General features: G+C 42.5%; 9 protein-coding genes and 1 pseudogene. 4 read left to right on the forward strand and 6 right to left on the reverse strand.

Annotated features, from left to right (window positions below; translation table 11 throughout):
- Positions 1-3: 3 nt before the first annotated feature.
- The 6 genes and pseudogenes from NQ505_RS15605 to NQ505_RS15630 all read right to left on the reverse strand — a co-directional run.
- A complete protein-coding gene (locus NQ505_RS15605) occupies positions 4-3,156 on the reverse strand; it encodes a SusC/RagA family TonB-linked outer membrane protein (RefSeq protein ID WP_008999246.1) in 3,153 nt (1,050 codons plus the stop codon).
- 20 nt (positions 3,157-3,176) lie between these two features.
- Positions 3,177-4,361: a hypothetical protein gene (locus NQ505_RS15610; RefSeq protein ID WP_259825582.1), complete on the reverse strand. Its 1,185-nt coding sequence runs from the start codon at positions 4,359-4,361 to the stop codon at positions 3,177-3,179.
- A gap of 18 nt (positions 4,362-4,379) precedes the next feature.
- On the reverse strand, positions 4,380-5,567 hold the full coding sequence (locus NQ505_RS15615; RefSeq protein WP_115484859.1) for a discoidin domain-containing protein: 1,188 nt from the start codon (positions 5,565-5,567) through the stop codon (positions 4,380-4,382).
- A 31-nt stretch (positions 5,568-5,598) separates the two neighbouring features.
- Complete coding sequence (locus tag NQ505_RS15620) at positions 5,599-6,993, reverse strand: DUF4434 domain-containing protein (RefSeq protein WP_008999249.1); 1,395 nt, start codon at positions 6,991-6,993, stop codon at positions 5,599-5,601.
- A 20-nt stretch (positions 6,994-7,013) separates the two neighbouring features.
- On the reverse strand, positions 7,014-8,189 hold the full coding sequence (locus tag NQ505_RS15625; protein ID WP_008999250.1) for an AGE family epimerase/isomerase: 1,176 nt from the start codon (positions 8,187-8,189) through the stop codon (positions 7,014-7,016).
- Positions 8,190-8,323: 134 nt separating this feature from the next.
- Positions 8,324-8,821: pseudogene (locus NQ505_RS15630) on the reverse strand (MFS transporter); the annotation flags it as partial.
- An 81-nt stretch (positions 8,822-8,902) separates the two neighbouring features.
- On the opposite strand from NQ505_RS15630, the gene NQ505_RS15635 reads away from it, so the two are divergent.
- The 4 genes from NQ505_RS15635 (at position 8,903) to NQ505_RS15650 (ending at position 17,719) form a co-directional block, all read left to right on the forward strand.
- Positions 8,903-10,537: a sialidase family protein gene (locus NQ505_RS15635; protein WP_008999251.1), complete on the forward strand. Its 1,635-nt coding sequence runs from the start codon at positions 8,903-8,905 to the stop codon at positions 10,535-10,537.
- 153 nt (positions 10,538-10,690) lie between these two features.
- A complete protein-coding gene (locus NQ505_RS15640) occupies positions 10,691-13,285 on the forward strand; it encodes a beta-mannosidase (RefSeq protein ID WP_032853610.1) in 2,595 nt (864 codons plus the stop codon).
- Between the two features lie 34 nt (positions 13,286-13,319).
- On the forward strand, positions 13,320-15,644 hold the full coding sequence (locus NQ505_RS15645) for a family 20 glycosylhydrolase (RefSeq protein WP_008999253.1): 2,325 nt from the start codon (positions 13,320-13,322) through the stop codon (positions 15,642-15,644).
- Entirely contained in the window at positions 15,644-17,719 is a 2,076-nt protein-coding gene (locus tag NQ505_RS15650; RefSeq protein WP_008999254.1) for a family 20 glycosylhydrolase, read from the forward strand. Before NQ505_RS15645 ends, NQ505_RS15650 begins: the two co-directional genes overlap by 1 nt.
- The last annotated feature ends 94 nt before the right edge of the window (positions 17,720-17,813 follow it).

Raw genomic sequence — 17,813 nt, forward strand, 5'->3', positions numbered from 1 at the left:
ACTTTAAAATTTAACGTTTAAACCAATCGTCCAAGTTCTCGCTTGAGGATAAAAGCCCTGATCTATACCATTGAGAGTAGCGTTAGAGGAACCTATCTCCGGATCAAGTCCTGAATATTTCGTGAGAGTCAGCAGATTTTGCACACTAACATATAAGCGCAGGTAACTGATTCCCTTGAACTTCAATAAACGATCACAGAAATTATAACCGATCTGCAAATTCTTGATTCTAAAGTATGAACCGTCTTCGATGAAATAATCGGAAATAAGCTGATTCTGACCTTGATCGGCAGATATTCTATGATACTTGTCTGTTGAACCTTCACCATTCCATGCACGTTTGAGGAAATCTGAATGAGCATTCATGTAACCCGTTCCTGATTCAAAATCGTAAAGAGTCATATTCATCACATCATTTCCTTGTGATCCCTGAAGAAACATATTGAAATCAAAACCTTTCCATGATGCTCCGAGAGTCAGACCGTAAACAAAGTCAGGCCAAGGATCTCCAATCTTGGTACGGTCATTATCATCAAGTACATCGTCATTATTCAAATCTTTATAACGAATATCACCAGGCTTTGCCGTTTCTCTTTGCGCACTGCCCTCTACTTGCTCCGCGTTCTGGAAAATACCATTGGTCACATAGCCATAGAAATATCCTACCGGTTGACCCACTTCTGTCTTAGTAATGGTATTATTATTGTATGCTGTACCATAAATTGCATCGCCATTACCCAAAGAAGTTACTTCATTTTTATAAGTGGAAATATTGGCGGAAGCTGTAAAGTTGAGATCTCCCCATGTTTTGCGATAAGTAACACCTAATTCCCATCCTACATTGCGCATAGATCCTACATTTGCATAAGGAAAATTCGGGAATCCTAATGTAGTAGGTTGAGGCTCTTGCATCAACATATCATCTATATTTTTACGGAAATAATCCGCTACAATCTCAATACTATTATTGAAGAGACTTAGATCAAGACCTATGTCAAATTGTTTAGAGGTTTCCCACTTCAGAACAGGATTTCCAACGGTGATAATACCAGCACCAATGGATGCCGTATTCGGGGAACCGAAAGAGTAGCGGTCATAGATTGTGCTCCCATACGTAGAGGCATATCCGCCTCCACTAATATTCTGATTACCAATCAAACCATAACTGACACGTAGTTTTGCGTCGCTCAACCAGTTGCGAGTAGATTCCATAAACGACTCACTGGAAAAACGCCATGCAGCTGATACGGACGGGAACGTTCCCCATTTATGTCCGTCAGCAAATTTAGAGGAACCATCACGACGTAGGTTGGCAGCAATGAGATACTTGCTGTCATAATCCAGACTAACACGTCCGAAAAATGATAACATCGAATTGTCATAAGGATAGCCGGATACTGCCGGATTGGTTGTTCCTGCATTAAGAATAGCCATATCCTTATCGTTGTTTATCACGCCTTGTATAGAGGCATTGACGCTCGAAACGCTTGTCTCTTCTGCTGAAGTACCAACTAATGCTCCTATTTTAAACTTTCCGAATGTCTGATCATATGAAAGAGTCTGCTCCCATACAAAATAGTTACTTCTGGAATTATCTTGTATTACTGTATTCTCATTAGCATAGTCATTAGCATTGAGAGTGTATTTAGGTTGAAACCCATCAGTCAGGCTTCTGCTAATATCCATACCGAAACGCGAATTGAATTTCAAAAAATCAAGTAACTTAATCTCCAAATTAGCCCCAGCTTTTACATAAAGATATTCATAAGTACTCTGTCGCATTCTTTGAATCTGTCCCACTGGATTACGTTTATTGGAGAACAAAATCCCCGAGTATTGTGAATAAAGATTATTCGGTTCATACCCATTGTAAATCTGACTTAGAAAAATGGGTACATCAACCAGATTATTACGGAATACAGGTGTGATAGGATCTGCTCCCATTGCGCTGAATACAGTACCGGTAGCAGGATTATTCTCGTCAATCAATTGTCGCTTTTCATCAATGATACCTACATTAGCAGTTAAAGATACGCGCTTTGAGATCTTCATATTGAAGTTGTTTCTCCAGGAAATACGCTTATAATTCGAACCTTTAACTATACCATCCTGATCTGTATAAGCTAAACTGGAAAGTATTCCTATATTTTTGGTTCCTCCATTGACACTAATATTATGATTATGCATAAATGCACCTTCATTGATAATCTCTTTCCACCAGTCAGTACCATTCGGCCCAGAGTTTTTATTGACAAAGTTGAGAACTGCATCAATATTTTCTTGGGTAGCAAAAGCGGCAACACGCTCCTGACCTGCATTATCAGCTGCCAGATTTTTATAAGTGATGTAATCAGCGGCGTTAAGCATATGCGGACGTTTCCAAGGCGTTTGCCAACCTACGTATCCATCATAACTAACCTGGGCTTTGTTTTCAAGGCTACCGGACTTAGTCGTAATAATGATAATTCCGTTGGCTCCACGAGAACCATAAATAGCAGCTACCGAAGCATCTTTATGGACAGCTATTGACTCAATATCATTTGGATTCAGATAATCAATACCGGTTTGCGGAAGACCATCGACCACATATAGAGGAGTTGTAGAACCTGTTATGGAACCAATACCACGAATATGAGTAACGCTTCCCGCACCGGGAGTACCACTGCTGGAGGTAACGGTTAGACCGGGAACTTTACCCTGAAGAACGTTGTTAATGCTACTTACAGGCATATCTTTCAGCTCTTTTCCATTGACAACTCCGACAGCTCCTGTAATATCTTTCTTGGCAATAGAGCCATATCCAATTACAACTAAACCATCCAGTTCATAAGTTTTCTCTATCAGAGTAATAGAAACTCGCTGGCCAGCCACCGCTTTGACAGTGACTGAATTATATCCTATCATGCTGACAGTAATCGTGTTTTCTTTAGTGGGACTGGCTATTACAAACTCCCCGTCCATATTGGTTATTACACCTGTAGGAGTGTCTTTCAATACAACAGTAGCACCTATAACCGGTTGTCCTTGGTCGTCAATGACTTTACCTGTTATATTCTGTTTCTGAGCGAATAAAACAGATGGCGAAAGCAAAAATATTACCATGCATAATGTTAATATCAAGCTCCGGCTCTTATTTTCATTATTATAGTTTTTCATATGTAATCTATTTTATAGTATTAATTAATAGGTGTATACTCACTGTCAACAACCGGATTCTTTATCCTATCAATAGCCAAGACAATACAGCCTGCTTCCATACTATACCAATTCGTTTTTTGCTGTCCTTTAATGTTTAAAGAATTAATGTGTTTCAAGTAGGTATTCACTCGTACAGCATCATTGATAGTGGCTGCCGCATATGCAATAATTGTCCAGGGAAAAGATGAGTAAGTTACTCCGCTAGCCCAACTAGTATATGTCTTATTAAATTGAGTATACAATTTATTAGCAGTCTGACTATTCGGTTCAATCACATTAAACATACCCGGATAAAGTTGAGCTGTTGCGTCAGGATAGAACTGTTTCCAGTCAGTAGTTACAGAGTTACTTTTCCACCAATCATAAGTAGTTCCATTCCATAATGTACCTATACCTTCCGTATTTTTTGCCAATAGGCCCGCAAAATCATAATCATTATCGATCAGGTTGTTATCTTTAAGCCATTTGGCAGCTTTAAGTCCTATGTTTACTTCGCAATTATCCATCAGATATTTTACGTCGTAAACATACGAAGCAACGCTAAGACCGTCATTTTCATCTTCTGTGATAGTGCCTGGCAACTGGTTAAAGTCGGTATCGATCGTTTTCACCATTGCGCTTGCTACCAAAGAGATTTTGCTCTTATACTGTTCAAGCCAGCTTTTATTTTCTCTGGATGTTTGAGCAAATTCCATGATGATTTCCAAAAAAGTAGCCGCATAAGAATCCACAGAGTCATACGTTCCTTGAGTAGTTTCCGAATCACCAAAATAGTCATAGACAGAACCTTCTATTTCTGCGCCTCCTTTATAAGGATTCGTAATGCCATTCAGTTTGCCAAGATACCATTTAATATATTTCTTCACTGCCTCTATATTCTGATTTGTAGGATCTTTCAGTAAAGCCAAAACTGCAAAATGGGCAAAATAAGGAGTAATTTTACTGTTCGAAGTATCTTTATCCTTTATAGCTCCACTGGAAAGCTGCAAAGAACGGATATAAGAGAGCTGATAAGTCATCACATTATCATATACTACATCCATAGTCTGTTCTGTCAAGTTCTCCTCATTGGTAGGAGGCGGAGCAGTGCTTGTATCACAGGATGAAAGTGTAAGTATAGGAAGCACTATTAATATTGACAGAATTGATATTATTTTTTCCATATTATTAAATTATAAATATTACCACTGTTTGTATACCTCAAATTCCTTGATTGTCATTCGCCAAGGTGTAGCTCCATTCTTGAGTAAAGCCTTGACATAACGAGCATCCACATTGTCGAAATTCATATCCTGAGCACCTTCTGTAGCAGCAGAATCCCATCCCGTGATAGAATAAACCGAAGTATATTCTACATCGTCCTGTGAAATGAGGATTTCACAATCAGCAGCATAAGCGCCCGCATCCCATTGTATGACAACATTATTAATAGTATAAATCTTTCCAAGATCTACCTTGAACCACTCGTCATCATTGCCTTCTGCTTGCCACATAAATGAAGTATTTCCATAGACTGCATTGAAAGCCGCCGTATTATTAGAAGAAGCGGATGCAATCTTCTGCAATGCCAAATTCTCTGCCGGTGGAGTATTATATATTTCAACCTCAAACAATGTCATATTATATGGAGTAGCAGAGTTCTTCATATTTGCTAATTTGACATAGCGGGCATTGGCATTGTCAAAGCTGACTTTGTTAATTCCATCATTAGAGACTGCATCCCAATTTTTGATAGAATAGATAGTTGTGTAATTAACATCGTCTTCCGAAATCATAAGGTCACAATCAGTACCTGCTGCATTCATATCCCATGTCATCACTACAGTATTAATGCTATATATTTTCCCGAGGTCTATTTTCACCCATTCATTGTCGTTACCTGCAGCTTGCCACCAGGATTTATCATTATCGTCATTGATGTTCGAGATACTTCCGCTAATAGCAGCCGAACCTGTTGCGTAGCCATTCAATGCCAGATTCGGATTCTCTGTCGGGTCAATTTCTTTGATAAATAGAAAACCTTCCAATGAACGTGTACCTTTATGATTTGTAACTGCTACCGCACCTGTACCTCCATACGAACTAACAACGGCCTCAATAGTAGCATCATCAATAATTTCAAAACTAGACGCACCTTTCCCACCGAAAGCGACATTAGTGGCAGTTGTAAAATTTACTCCTGTAATAGTAATTACATCACCCTCCTTTCCTTCTGTAGGAGTGAAAGAAAGTACTTTAGGTAGCTGTGATACCGTAATTGGGGTATTCGGATCATACGGATTGGCTCCGAAATCACCATCAGCACATGAAGTGAATATCATATCTGATAAACACAAAATAATAAAAATAAATTGTGTGATAGTTTTCATAATAATGAATTTAATTTATTAAGTGAAAAGGTTATTTGATTTTGTTGTAACGATCTGCTTTTATTTTCTTCATGTAAGTCTTATAGGCATTATACAGATCAATTGTACGTTCTTCTCCTATACGTATCGACATCTTTGGATTATTAAAGACTCCTGGATATTGATAGCATAGTACTTTCTCAAAATTGTCAAGCAAGTTCAAATCACGGATGATCTCATCTATCGGACGAGGATAAAGAGAATTATCTGGATTGAATAAGAAAGCTTCAAGATCAAACCATAAATGCGCACCGGCATCATCACAGAATTTTTGCAAAATATCGGCTGCTTCTTTTCCTGTAAGGTCTCCTTCTGGCATACGTGCAAAACCAAATGGACATAATATATCGAGATTTTGTAATAAAGCGGGATAAGTGTCTGCACCTTTTAGTATTTCCATACTATTGGTAGCAAGCATTACGGGCTTTTCCGGAGCAAATTGGGAGGTGTATTTCTTAAACTCACGAAAGAAATCCACAATCTCTTTCTTACGTATCATCTGTCCCTCATTGGTCGATTCTGAATTATACAGATTACCGGCACATTCTTCGGATACGTAAAAGCCATAGAAAGAAGGATGATCTCCATACATATCCCATAATTCTTTGGCTACTTGCTTATGCCATTCAAGAGACTCTACAGTAAAATCAAACCAAGCGAACATTCCTACTCCCATCATAACTGACATTCCTAGTTTGTCCGCTTCAGAAAGAATAGCTCCTATTGGGTCTTTCGCAGAAATAGGCATCCTTCCTGAATAAAGAGTGGAAGGATAAAATGCTTTTCCTTGGTAGTTGTTTATATTCAAATCATGTTTTCCTACATAGTCCTGATTGCGAAAAACTTCTTGAAGAACTATAACATCCATCCCTATACTATGCATAGAACGCACCAACTCACGCCATTGATCATCAGTCATCTTTTTTATATCAGGATTCCAATACTTTCCTTCTATCTCGCTCCAATGATAAAGGCCTGCCCATGCTCCGTCTATCAGACGCGTAGATCGAATTTCTGAATTAATTACTTCAAAGTCTTTAGAAATTGTAAATTCTTCATTTTTCTCTTTGACTTTAAGGATGATGCGATTCCTACCAATCTTGTTAGTTGTTTTTAAAGAGAACTTTATTTCCCGAGAACTCCCCGGTGCCAATGTTATACGAGAAAAATGAATTAATGAATCTTGATTTACGTCATTCAAATAAATAGAGACATAAAAGTCCTGTTGAGTATTCCCTTTATTGACTATACCTGCACGTATGTCCAAATCTACTTTATTCGTAATTGTGCCTGGGGGAATCAGGGTTAGCCCCACTCTGCATTCTCCAGCAAAAGCTGTAGAAGCAATGGTCAAAATAATACATGCTATTATAAATATCCTTTTCATATGTGCACATTTTTCATTAATTATTTTATTTCACTCAAATTTTGTAATACCTTCCAGCATTGATACATCCCCCTTGGCACATGAAAGCATCCTTTCCATTTTCCTCCTTTGAGTGGAAGTAACACTTCACCTCTTCGGTTTAAGTAGCCATACCATTCAGGGTATTCAGGATCCTTAAAGTGGCTCCAGGTATAATCATGTACTTTTTCAAACCATTTGAGACATTGTTGGTCTCCAGTCAGTTGATAGCCTTTCAGTAGAGAAATAAGCGTTTCAATATGCACCCACCAAAGTTTCTGATCCCACTCCAGTTGTTGGGGAGGACAACCATTACGATCCATAAAATAATAAATGCCACCATACTCTTTATCCCATCCGTAATTGAGCATTGTGAGAGTAATGTTCTTTGCTTTTTCTATTAGCTCTAGACGGTTCAAGCGTTTGCCTAAGTCCATGATAAACCACATTGCCTCAATCGCATGACCGGGAGTCACTTGACGACCTTCGAAACAATTAACCAAATTACCGTCCACATCTATATTTTCGACAATGATACCCCCCAATTCCGGACGATAAAAAACATCCATTACTTCATGAATACAAGTTTCTATTGCTTGTTCCAGATAATCTTTACCTAAAATGTTTTCTATCTCCATAGCTAGGTTACACAGAATCATTGGAAGGGCAAAATTCTTCAGATTACGTGTACCAGGGTGAAGCTTATTCCACTTACCTTTCGGATTATCCACTTTAGAAAGTATTATTTCAAACGTTTTCTTGGCAATGTTTGCATATTCCTGATTTCCGGTAGCAAGGCTTATTTGTCCGAAGGCCATAGTGGCGAATGTATACGAAAATATATTGTACGGTTCTACCAATGGTCTACCCGAACGATCGAGAGAAAAATACCAGTTATAGTTACCGTCATGTCCGCATTTTTTCAAGAATTCTCCACCTTGAATGGCACAATCTAACCATTCCTGACGTTTTTCTACTTTATTGTAGAGCATAGAGAACATCCATACTTCTCTACCTTGCAACCAAATGAATTTATCCGTATCGAAAACTTTTCCTTCACGATCAAGACAAGTGAAATAACCACCATATTCATGATCCTGCGAGTTTTTGAGCCAAAAAGGAAGGACATTGTCCAAAAGTTCATCCTTGTATTGATTTGCTAATTTCTTAAAATCCATAATATAATCTATTATAAGACAGCATGGATAGGTATATAGATGATAACGTTTATTGAATGGCCATACAAAAAAACATCTCTAACTATTTCTACTGTCCGGTTGTTAGTTTATTAATTATAAGGTCTGTTTTATATTTATTCCGAACGGGTCCAGTATCTTTCAATCTCCTCCAGCGACTTCCCGGTAGTCTCCGGTACGAGTTTCCAGACAATCAGCATATACGGTACGCACATAACGGCGAACAGGAAGAATGTTCCGGCGGGGGTAAGGTTCTGGAGCATCCAGGGGGTTAACTGTCCGATCAGGTACGTTCCGATCCACAGAGCGAATCCTGCTATCGACATGGCCAGTCCGCGAACCTTGGTGGGATACATCTCCGAGAGGAGCACGAACACCACGGCACAGATGGATACGGCACAGCAGAATACATAGAACAGGAAGAAAACAAGCAGGAAGAGGCTGGATACTCCCAAGGAATCTCCGAAGAGGAAATACAGGCCGATGAGAATCAGAGAAACAACCATTCCCGAAACTCCGTAATAAACAAGTTTCTTGCGGCCTACCTTATCAATGATGACAAGAGCCAGAACGGTGGTCAAAGTATTGACTAGTCCTACCAGAACTTGGTAAAATGAAAGTTAACTGTTTGCATAGCTGTATTATGGTAGAAAAGTTTTATCTTTATCGCGTTAAACTAACTAATACCCCCCATTATGAGAAGAATTTTTTATTTACTTTTCCTTGTCTTATTAGGCTATTCTTTTGACGTAAAAGCTTCAGACACAGTATTTATCCATGAAACACAAATCCCGGTTTTGATAGAGCGGCAGGACAATGTTCTGTTCTATATCCGATTGGATGCAAAGGAAAGTAAGATGCTCGATGAAGTAGTTTTAGATTTCAATAAAAGTACCAATTTAGCGGATGTTCAGGCAATCAAACTCTATTATGGGGGAACAGAGGCCTTACAAGATCAAAACAAAAATCGCTTTGCCCCTGTAGAGTACATATCCAGCCATCGACCGGGTGCGACATTGGCGGCTAATCCTTCCTATTCCATAAAATGTGCAGAGGTCGGACCATCGGAAAAAGTTGTATTAAGAGGTAATTACAATTTATTTCCAGGTGTCAACTTTTTTTGGATCAGTTTGCAGATAAAAACAGATGCCTCTTTGCATACTAAAATAGTCTCTGATTTACGTGCTGTAAAAGTGGATGGGAAAGAACTTTATTGTAAATTTATTTCTCCGAAAGCTATTACTCACCGGATGGCAGTCGGAGTTCGTCATGCTGGTAATGACGGTTCTGCTTCCTTCCGTATTCCCGGATTAGTGACAACCAATAAAGGAACATTATTGGGAGTGTACGATGTCCGATATAATAGTAGTGTCGATTTACAGGAATATGTAGATGTGGGTTTGAGTCGTAGCACTGACGGAGGGAAGAGCTGGGAGAAAATGCGTCTTCCGCTTTCATTTGGTGAGTATGGCGGTTTGCCTAAAGCACAGAATGGGGTAGGAGATCCCTCTATTTTGGTAGATACTCAAACGAATACCGTCTGGGTGGTTGCCGCATGGACACATGGTATGGGTAATCAACGTGCCTGGTGGAGCTCCCATCCGGGAATGGATATAAACCATACCGCACAGCTGGTATTGGCAAAGAGCACAGACGATGGTAAAACATGGTCGAAACCGATCAATATAACAGAGCAGGTAAAAGATCCGTCCTGGTATTTTCTCCTTCAAGGACCCGGACGTGGAATAACGATGAGCGACGGCACATTAGTATTTCCAACTCAGTTTATAGACTCTACCCGTGTTCCGAATGCAGGAATCATGTATAGTAAAGACCGGGGGAAAACGTGGAAAATGCACAATATGGCACGAACAAATACAACGGAAGCACAAGTTGCTGAAATAGAACCGGGAGTATTGATGCTGAATATGCGTGATAATAGAGGAGGAAGCCGTGCTGTCGCCCTAACCAAAGATTTGGGAAAAACCTGGACAGAACATCCGTCTTCACGTAAGGCACTTCAGGAACCGGTATGTATGGCCAGTCTGATTCATGTCGATGCCAAGGACAACATTTTGAATAAAGACCTCCTGTTGTTTTCAAATCCGGATACAACTAAAGGGCGCAATCATATAACAATAAAAGCAAGTCTGGATAAAGGACTTACCTGGTTGCCCGAACATCAAATCATGCTCGACGAAGCAGAAGGATGGGGATATAGTTGCCTGACGATGATTGATAAAGAGACAATCGGTATTCTATATGAGAGCAGTGTGGCACACATGACTTTTCAGGCGGTGAAATTAACAGATTTGTTAGGAATGAAATGATAGATATAATAGCGGTTAAACTATCCGATATGATAAAAGAATAAAACCGTATATTTATCGTGGCGTGCAAAAACAACATATTTTGTTAAATTATCAGTGAAATTTGCTGAAAAAATAATATCTTTGAATCCGTTAATATCTAATGCCCCCACTATGATGATTAATTTGATCGGAAAAAAGGCTCAAATAGCATGTGAACTACTATGCTGTTGCAGTATGGCATATGCACAGAGCAATGACAATTCCGAAGTTGTCGTTCTAAATACAGGCTGGGAGTTTTCCCAGGCAGGGACAGAACTGTGGCGACCGGCACAGGTTCCTGGCACCGTCCATCAGGACCTTATCTACCATAAACAAATACCCGATCCTTTTTATGGCATCAATGAACAAAAGATTCAGTGGGTGGAAAATGAAGACTGGGAATACCGGACTGCTTTTACAGTTACCCCCGAACAACTGAAACGGGATGACGCCCAATTGGTTTTTGAAGGCCTTGACACATACGCCGATGTATACCTCAATGGAGCACTGTTGCTGAAAGCCGATAACATGTTTGTCGGTTATACCATACCCGTCAAGTCCCAACTCCGTATCGGAGAAAACCTTCTTCACATCTATTTTCATTCCCCCATCCGGCAGACACTGCCTCAATATAACTCGAACGGATTCAACTATCCGGCAGACAACGACCATCACGACAAACATTTAAGCATATTCTCTCGTAAAGCCCCTTACAGCTATGGCTGGGACTGGGGAATCCGCATGGTGACCAGCGGCATCTGGCGTCCGGTGACCATCCGTTTTTATGACGCAGCTTCTATCAGTGACTACCACGTAAAACAACTCGCACTGACCGACCAGCTCGCAAACCTGTCTAATGAATTAGAAATAAACAACATACTCCCCCGGCCACTTCAGGCAGAGGTGAGAATCAATACCTCATTCGAAGGAAGTGCAGAAAAAAGCATCAGCCAGGCAATCACCTTACAGCCCGGAATCAATCATGTTTCCATACCTTCCGAAGTGGCATCCCCCGTACGTTGGATGCCGAATGGATGGGGAAAGCCCGCCCTGTATGATTTCTCCGCTCAAATCATAGTAGAAGATAAAGTCGTAGCCGAGCAATCGCACCGGATAGGACTGCGTACTGTTCGCCTCGTTAATGAAAAAGATAAAGACGGAGAATCCTTCTATTTTGAAGTAAATGGTGTACCTATGTTTGCCAAAGGAGCCAATTACATCCCCCAGGATGCACTCTTGACTAACGTCACTACCGAACGCTACCAAATCTTATTCCGCGACATCCGCGAAGCGAACATGAATGTCATTCGTGTATGGGGAGGTGGAACGTACGAAGATGACCGTTTCTATGACCTGGCAGATGAAAACGGAATACTGGTGTGGCAAGACTTCATGTTTGCCTGCACTCCCTATCCGTCCGACCCCACCTTTCTGAAAAGGGTAGAGGCGGAAGCCTGCTATAACATCCGTCGCCTTCGCAATCATGCTTCCCTGGCGATGTGGTGCGGCAATAACGAAATACTGGAAGCCTTAAAATATTGGGGATTCGACAAGAACTTCCCGCCCGAAATCTATCAGGAAATGTTTCGAGGCTACGACAAACTGTTCCATCAGCTCCTTCCAGCCAAGGTTAAGGAACTGGATGCCGGCCGTTTCTACATACACAGCTCCCCGTATTTTGCCAACTGGGGGCGTCCTGAATCCTGGGGGATAGGAGACAGCCATAACTGGGGAGTCTGGTATGGTCAGAAAACATTCGAGTCACTCGATACAGACCTGCCCCGTTTCATGAGCGAATTCGGTTTTCAGTCCTTTCCGGAAATGAAGACCATCTCCACTTTCGCCGCTCCGGAAGATTATCAGATAGAATCGGAAGTGATGAATGCTCATCAGAAAAGTAGCATCGGTAACGCCCTGATTCGTACCTACATGGAGCGCGACTATATCATTCCCGAAAAATTTGAAGACTTTGTCTATGTCGGACTAGTGCTGCAAGGACAAGGAATGCGTCACGGACTGGAAGCACACCGCCGGAACCGTCCTTACTGTATGGGTACCCTGTATTGGCAACTGAATGATAGCTGGCCGGTAGTATCCTGGTCGAGCATCGACTATTACGGTAACTGGAAAGCCCTGCATTACCAAGCCAAACGAGCCTTTGCTCCAATCCTCATCAATCCTATCCGGCAGAACGACAGCCTCAATATCTACCTGATTTCCGACTGTCCGGACACCAAAGACCACCTGATGTTGGAAATGAAAGTAACAGACTTTGACGGAAAGAAACAAGGCAAGCCGATACGACTCAACACATTGACAGTTCCGGCTAACACTTCCCAATGCGTGTACCGTATAAAAACCGACACCTGGCTATCACCGGAAGAACAGCAACGCTGTTTCATGCAACTGACCCTGAAAGACAAGGCAGGAAATACCCTTGCCGAAACCGTATACTTCTTTAGAAAAACAAAAGACCTGCTTCTGCCTGAAACAACCGTTTCCTGCAAGATGAAACAGAAAGACGGCATGTGTGAACTGACATTGTTTTCTCCCGCTCTTGCAAAAGATGTCTTTATTGAAATTCCTTTGCAGGGAGCCCGTTTCAGCGACAACTTTTTCGACCTTCTTCCCGGAGAACGTAAAACGGTCGTCATCACTTCTCCCCAGATAAAGAAAGGAGAGGAGCTGCCTTTGACAATCAAACATATTCGTGAAACTTATAATTAATCTATTAATAACTTAACACTTAATTTTTTAGTTTATGAAGCAACTCTTTAAATTAACCGGATGTCTGGCACTAGCAGGACTTTTTGCCTCTTGCCAATCGGCGCAACAAGAAGCCAACTACCAGATCATCCCCATGCCACAAGAAATTGTAACCGCTCAAGGAAGTCCCTTCATCCTCAAGAGCAGTGTGAAAATTCTCTATCCGGAAGGAAACGAGAAGATGCAACGCAACGCAAAATTCCTGGCAGACTATCTGAAAACGGCTACCGGAAAAGATTTCTCCATTGAAGCCGGAACAGAAGGTAAAAACGCAATCGTACTGGCATTAGGCACGGAGAACGAAAATCCGGAATCCTACCAGATGAAAGTTACCGGTGACGGAATCACGATTACCGGTCCTACGGAAGCCGGCGTATTCTATGGCATCCAGTCCCTGCGCAAATCATTGCCTGTGGCTGTCGGTGCGGATATTGCCATGCCAGCCGTAGAAATCAATGACGCTCCCCGCTTTGGCTATCGTGGCGCGCATTTCGATACCAGCCGTCATTTCTTTACCGTGGATGAAATAAAGACCTACATCGACATGCAGGCTTTACATAACATGAACCGCCTCCACTGGCATATCACCGACGATCAAGGCTGGCGTCTGGAAATCAAAAAATACCCGAAACTGACTGAAATCGGTGCTAACAGAACAGAAACAGTCATCGGACGTAACTCCGGCGAATACGACGGCAAACCTTACGGTGGATTCTACACCCAGGAACAAGCCAAAGAAATCGTAGATTATGCAGCCGAACGCTACATCACCGTTGTTCCCGAAATCGACCTTCCGGGACACATGCAAGCTGCCCTTGCCGCTTACCCTGAACTGGGTTGTACCGGTGGTCCGTACGAAGTATGGAGACAATGGGGTGTATCCGAAGATGTGCTTTGCGCCGGAAACGACCAAGTATTGAAATTCCTGGAAGATGTCTATGGTGAATTGATTGAAATCTTCCCATCACCATATATTCATGTCGGTGGCGACGAATGTCCGAAAGTAAGATGGGAAAAATGTCCGAAGTGCCAGGCACGTATCAAAGCATTGGGATTGAAGTCAGATCAGAGCCACAGCAAAGAAGAACGTTTGCAGAGCTTTGTCATCAACCATATTGAGAAATTCCTGAACGACCACGGACGTCAAATCATCGGTTGGGATGAAATCCTCGAAGGCGGACTTGCTCCGAATGCTACCGTGATGTCATGGCGTGGTGAGAAAGGTGGTATCGAAGCTGCGAAGCAGAAACACGATGTCATCATGACACCGAACACCTACCTGTATTTCGACTACTACCAAGCTAAAGACGTAGAAAACGAACCGTTCGGTATCGGTGGTTATCTGCCGATGGAAAGAGTGTATAGCTACGAGCCGATGCCGGCTTCTCTTACTCCGGAAGAACAGAAATACATCAAGGGAGTGCAAGCCAACCTCTGGACAGAATACATCGCTACCTTCCCGCATGCACAATACATGGTATTGCCTCGTTGGGCTGCTTTGTGTGAAATTCAGTGGTCCAGCCCCGAAAAGAAAAACTATGCCAACTTCCTGTCCCGTCTTCCACAACTGATTAAGTGGTACGATGCAGAAGGATACAATTACGCTAAACACGTATTTGACGTACAAGCCGAGTTTGACCCGAATCCGGCAGAAGGAACAATGGACGTTACCTTGTCTACCATCGACGGTGCCCCTGTTTACTATACATTAGACGGCACAGAACCTACTGCCGCTTCCCCCGTTTACGAAGGAGTATTGAAAATCAAGGAAAATGTAACCCTGTCCGCCAAAGCCATTCGTCCCAACGGCGAAAGCAAGACAGTGACAGAGAAGATTGATTTCAGCAAATCCAGCATGAAGCCGATTGTAGCCAATCAGCCTATCAATGAACAATACCTGTTCAAAGGAGCTTCCACTTTGATAGATGGTCTGAAAGGAAATAGCAGCTACAAGTCAGGTCGTTGGATCGCTTTCAACGGAAACGACATGGATATGACTATCGACCTCCAGCAACCTACTGAAATCTCAAGCGTGGCAATCTCTACCAATGTAGCAAAAGGAGACTGGGTATTTGATGCCAGAAACCTGTCCGTAGAAACTTCAGATGATGGCAAGACCTTCAAAAAGATTGCTTCCGAAGAATATCCGGAGATGAAAGAGACAGACAAAGACGGAATCGTTGAGCATAAACTAACCTTTGCTCCTGTGACCACCCAATACGTGAGAGTCATTGCTTCACCGGAGAAATCACTTCCGGCATGGCATGGAGGAAAAGGTAAAAACGCATTTTTATTTGTAGACGAAATCAAAATTGATTAATGAATATAAGAAAAGAATACCCTAAAGTTTGTCTTTTCTTATGGATATTGGGGATGTGCTTCCATGCACATCCCATTCTGGCACAGTCCGTCATACCTGTCCCATTAAAAATGGAGCAGGGGACGGGCTCTTTTTTACTGTCAGAAAAGACTAAACTTTATACAAACCTGCAAGGTGGAGAAGCGGAACTCTGGGAGAATTACCTGAAAGCATTGCCTGTTCAATTGAAAGAAGCGAGAATGAAAGACAGGAAACAGATGCTTTTCTTATTGATAACCCCCAAGACTCCCCAATTGCCATCACCGGAAAGCTATACACTCTCCGTCACCCCTCAACGAATCGAGATCCGGGCAACTTCGGGAGCCGGATTATTCTATGGAATGCAAACCCTGTTACAGCTGATGCAACCGGCGGGCACAGGCAGCTATTCCGTAGCCTCTGTCGAGATAGAAGACACCCCGCGTTTTGCTTACCGCGGACTGATGCTGGACGTATCCCGCCATTTCTCTACCAAAGAGTTTATAAAGAAGCAGATAGATGCATTGGCATATTACAAAATCAACCGTTTGCACCTGCATCTGACCGATGCGGCAGGCTGGCGGCTTGAAATCAAGAAATACCCTTTACTGACCGATTTTGCAGCCTGGCGTACAGACCCCACTTGGAAGAAATGGTGGAACGGTGGACGTAAATACCTCCGTTACGATGAACCCGGAGCTTCCGGCGGCTATTACACCCAGAACGATATTCGTGAAATACTGGAATATGCCCGTCAGCACTATATCACCGTGATTCCGGAGATTGAAATGCCTTCCCATTCGGAAGAAGTGCTGGCTGCCTACCCGCAGCTATCCTGTTCGGGAGAACCTTACAAGAACTCCGATTTCTGTGTCGGCAATGAAGAAACTTTCACCTTTCTGGAGAATGTACTGACGGAAGTCATAGAACTTTTCCCTTCCGAATACATTCATGTAGGAGGTGATGAGGCCGGTAAATCGGCTTGGAAGACCTGTCCGAAATGTCAGAAGAGAATGAAAGACGAGCATCTGGCCAATGTAGACGAGCTGCAAAGCTATCTGATACACCGTATCGAAAAGTTCCTCAACAATCACGGACGCCGTCTCTTGGGATGGGACGAGATTCTGCAAGGAGGCATTGCGCCCAATGCAACCGTTATGTCGTGGCGTGGAGAAGAGGGTGGTATCGCTGCTGTCACTTCCGGCCATCATGCCATCATGACACCGGGTGCATACTGTTATCTGGACAGCTATCAGGACGCCCCGTACTCCCAGCCGGAAGCTATCGGCGGCTACCTGCCATTGAAGAAAGTATATACCTACGATCCTGTTCCCGCTTCTTTAACTGCGGAGCAGGCAAAGTTAGTCTACGGCGTGCAGGGCAACCTATGGGTGGAATATATCCCCACTCCCGAACACGTGGAATATATGATTTATCCCCGTATGCTGGCATTGGCGGAAGTAGCCTGGTCGGCTCCGGAACGTAAGTCGTGGCCCGATTTCCATACCCGCGCACTGTCAGCAGTGGCCGATTTACAGAAAAAAGGATACCATCCTTTCGATTTGAGCAAAGAAATCGGCAGCCGTCCCGAATCTCTTCAACCAGTCAGCCATTTGGCGCTCGGTAAAAAAGTGATCTATAACTCCTCCTATAGCCCCCATTATCCTGCACAAGGCAACACAGCCCTGACAGACGGCATACGTGGTGACTGGACTTACGGTGATGGTTCATGGCAAGGATTTATCTCGGACAACCGTCTCGATGTGACGATTGATATGGAAAAAGAAACCCCTATCCATTCCGTCACCGCCGCTTTTATGCAAGTGGTCGGCGCGGAAGTATTCCTGCCGGAGACAGTGATTATTTCCATTTCCGATGATGGAATTAACTTCACGGAGTTGCAAAAACAACACTTTGAAGTGAGCAAAGAAACACCCATCCGGTTTACGGATATTTCATGGCAGGGAGAAGCCAAAGGAAGATACGTACGTTACCAGGCACAGGCCGGAAGCGAATTCGGAGGTTGGATATTTACGGATGAGATAATCGTGAAATAGACATTGTCAATATCATTTATGAATAAAAGAGGGAATCTACTCAACCAGATTCCCTCTTTTTTTGTTATATTTGTATTATTACCTTAAAAACTAA

It is taken from the genome of Bacteroides sp. D2 (assembly GCF_025147085.1).
Classification (GTDB): Bacteria; Bacteroidota; Bacteroidia; order Bacteroidales; family Bacteroidaceae; genus Bacteroides.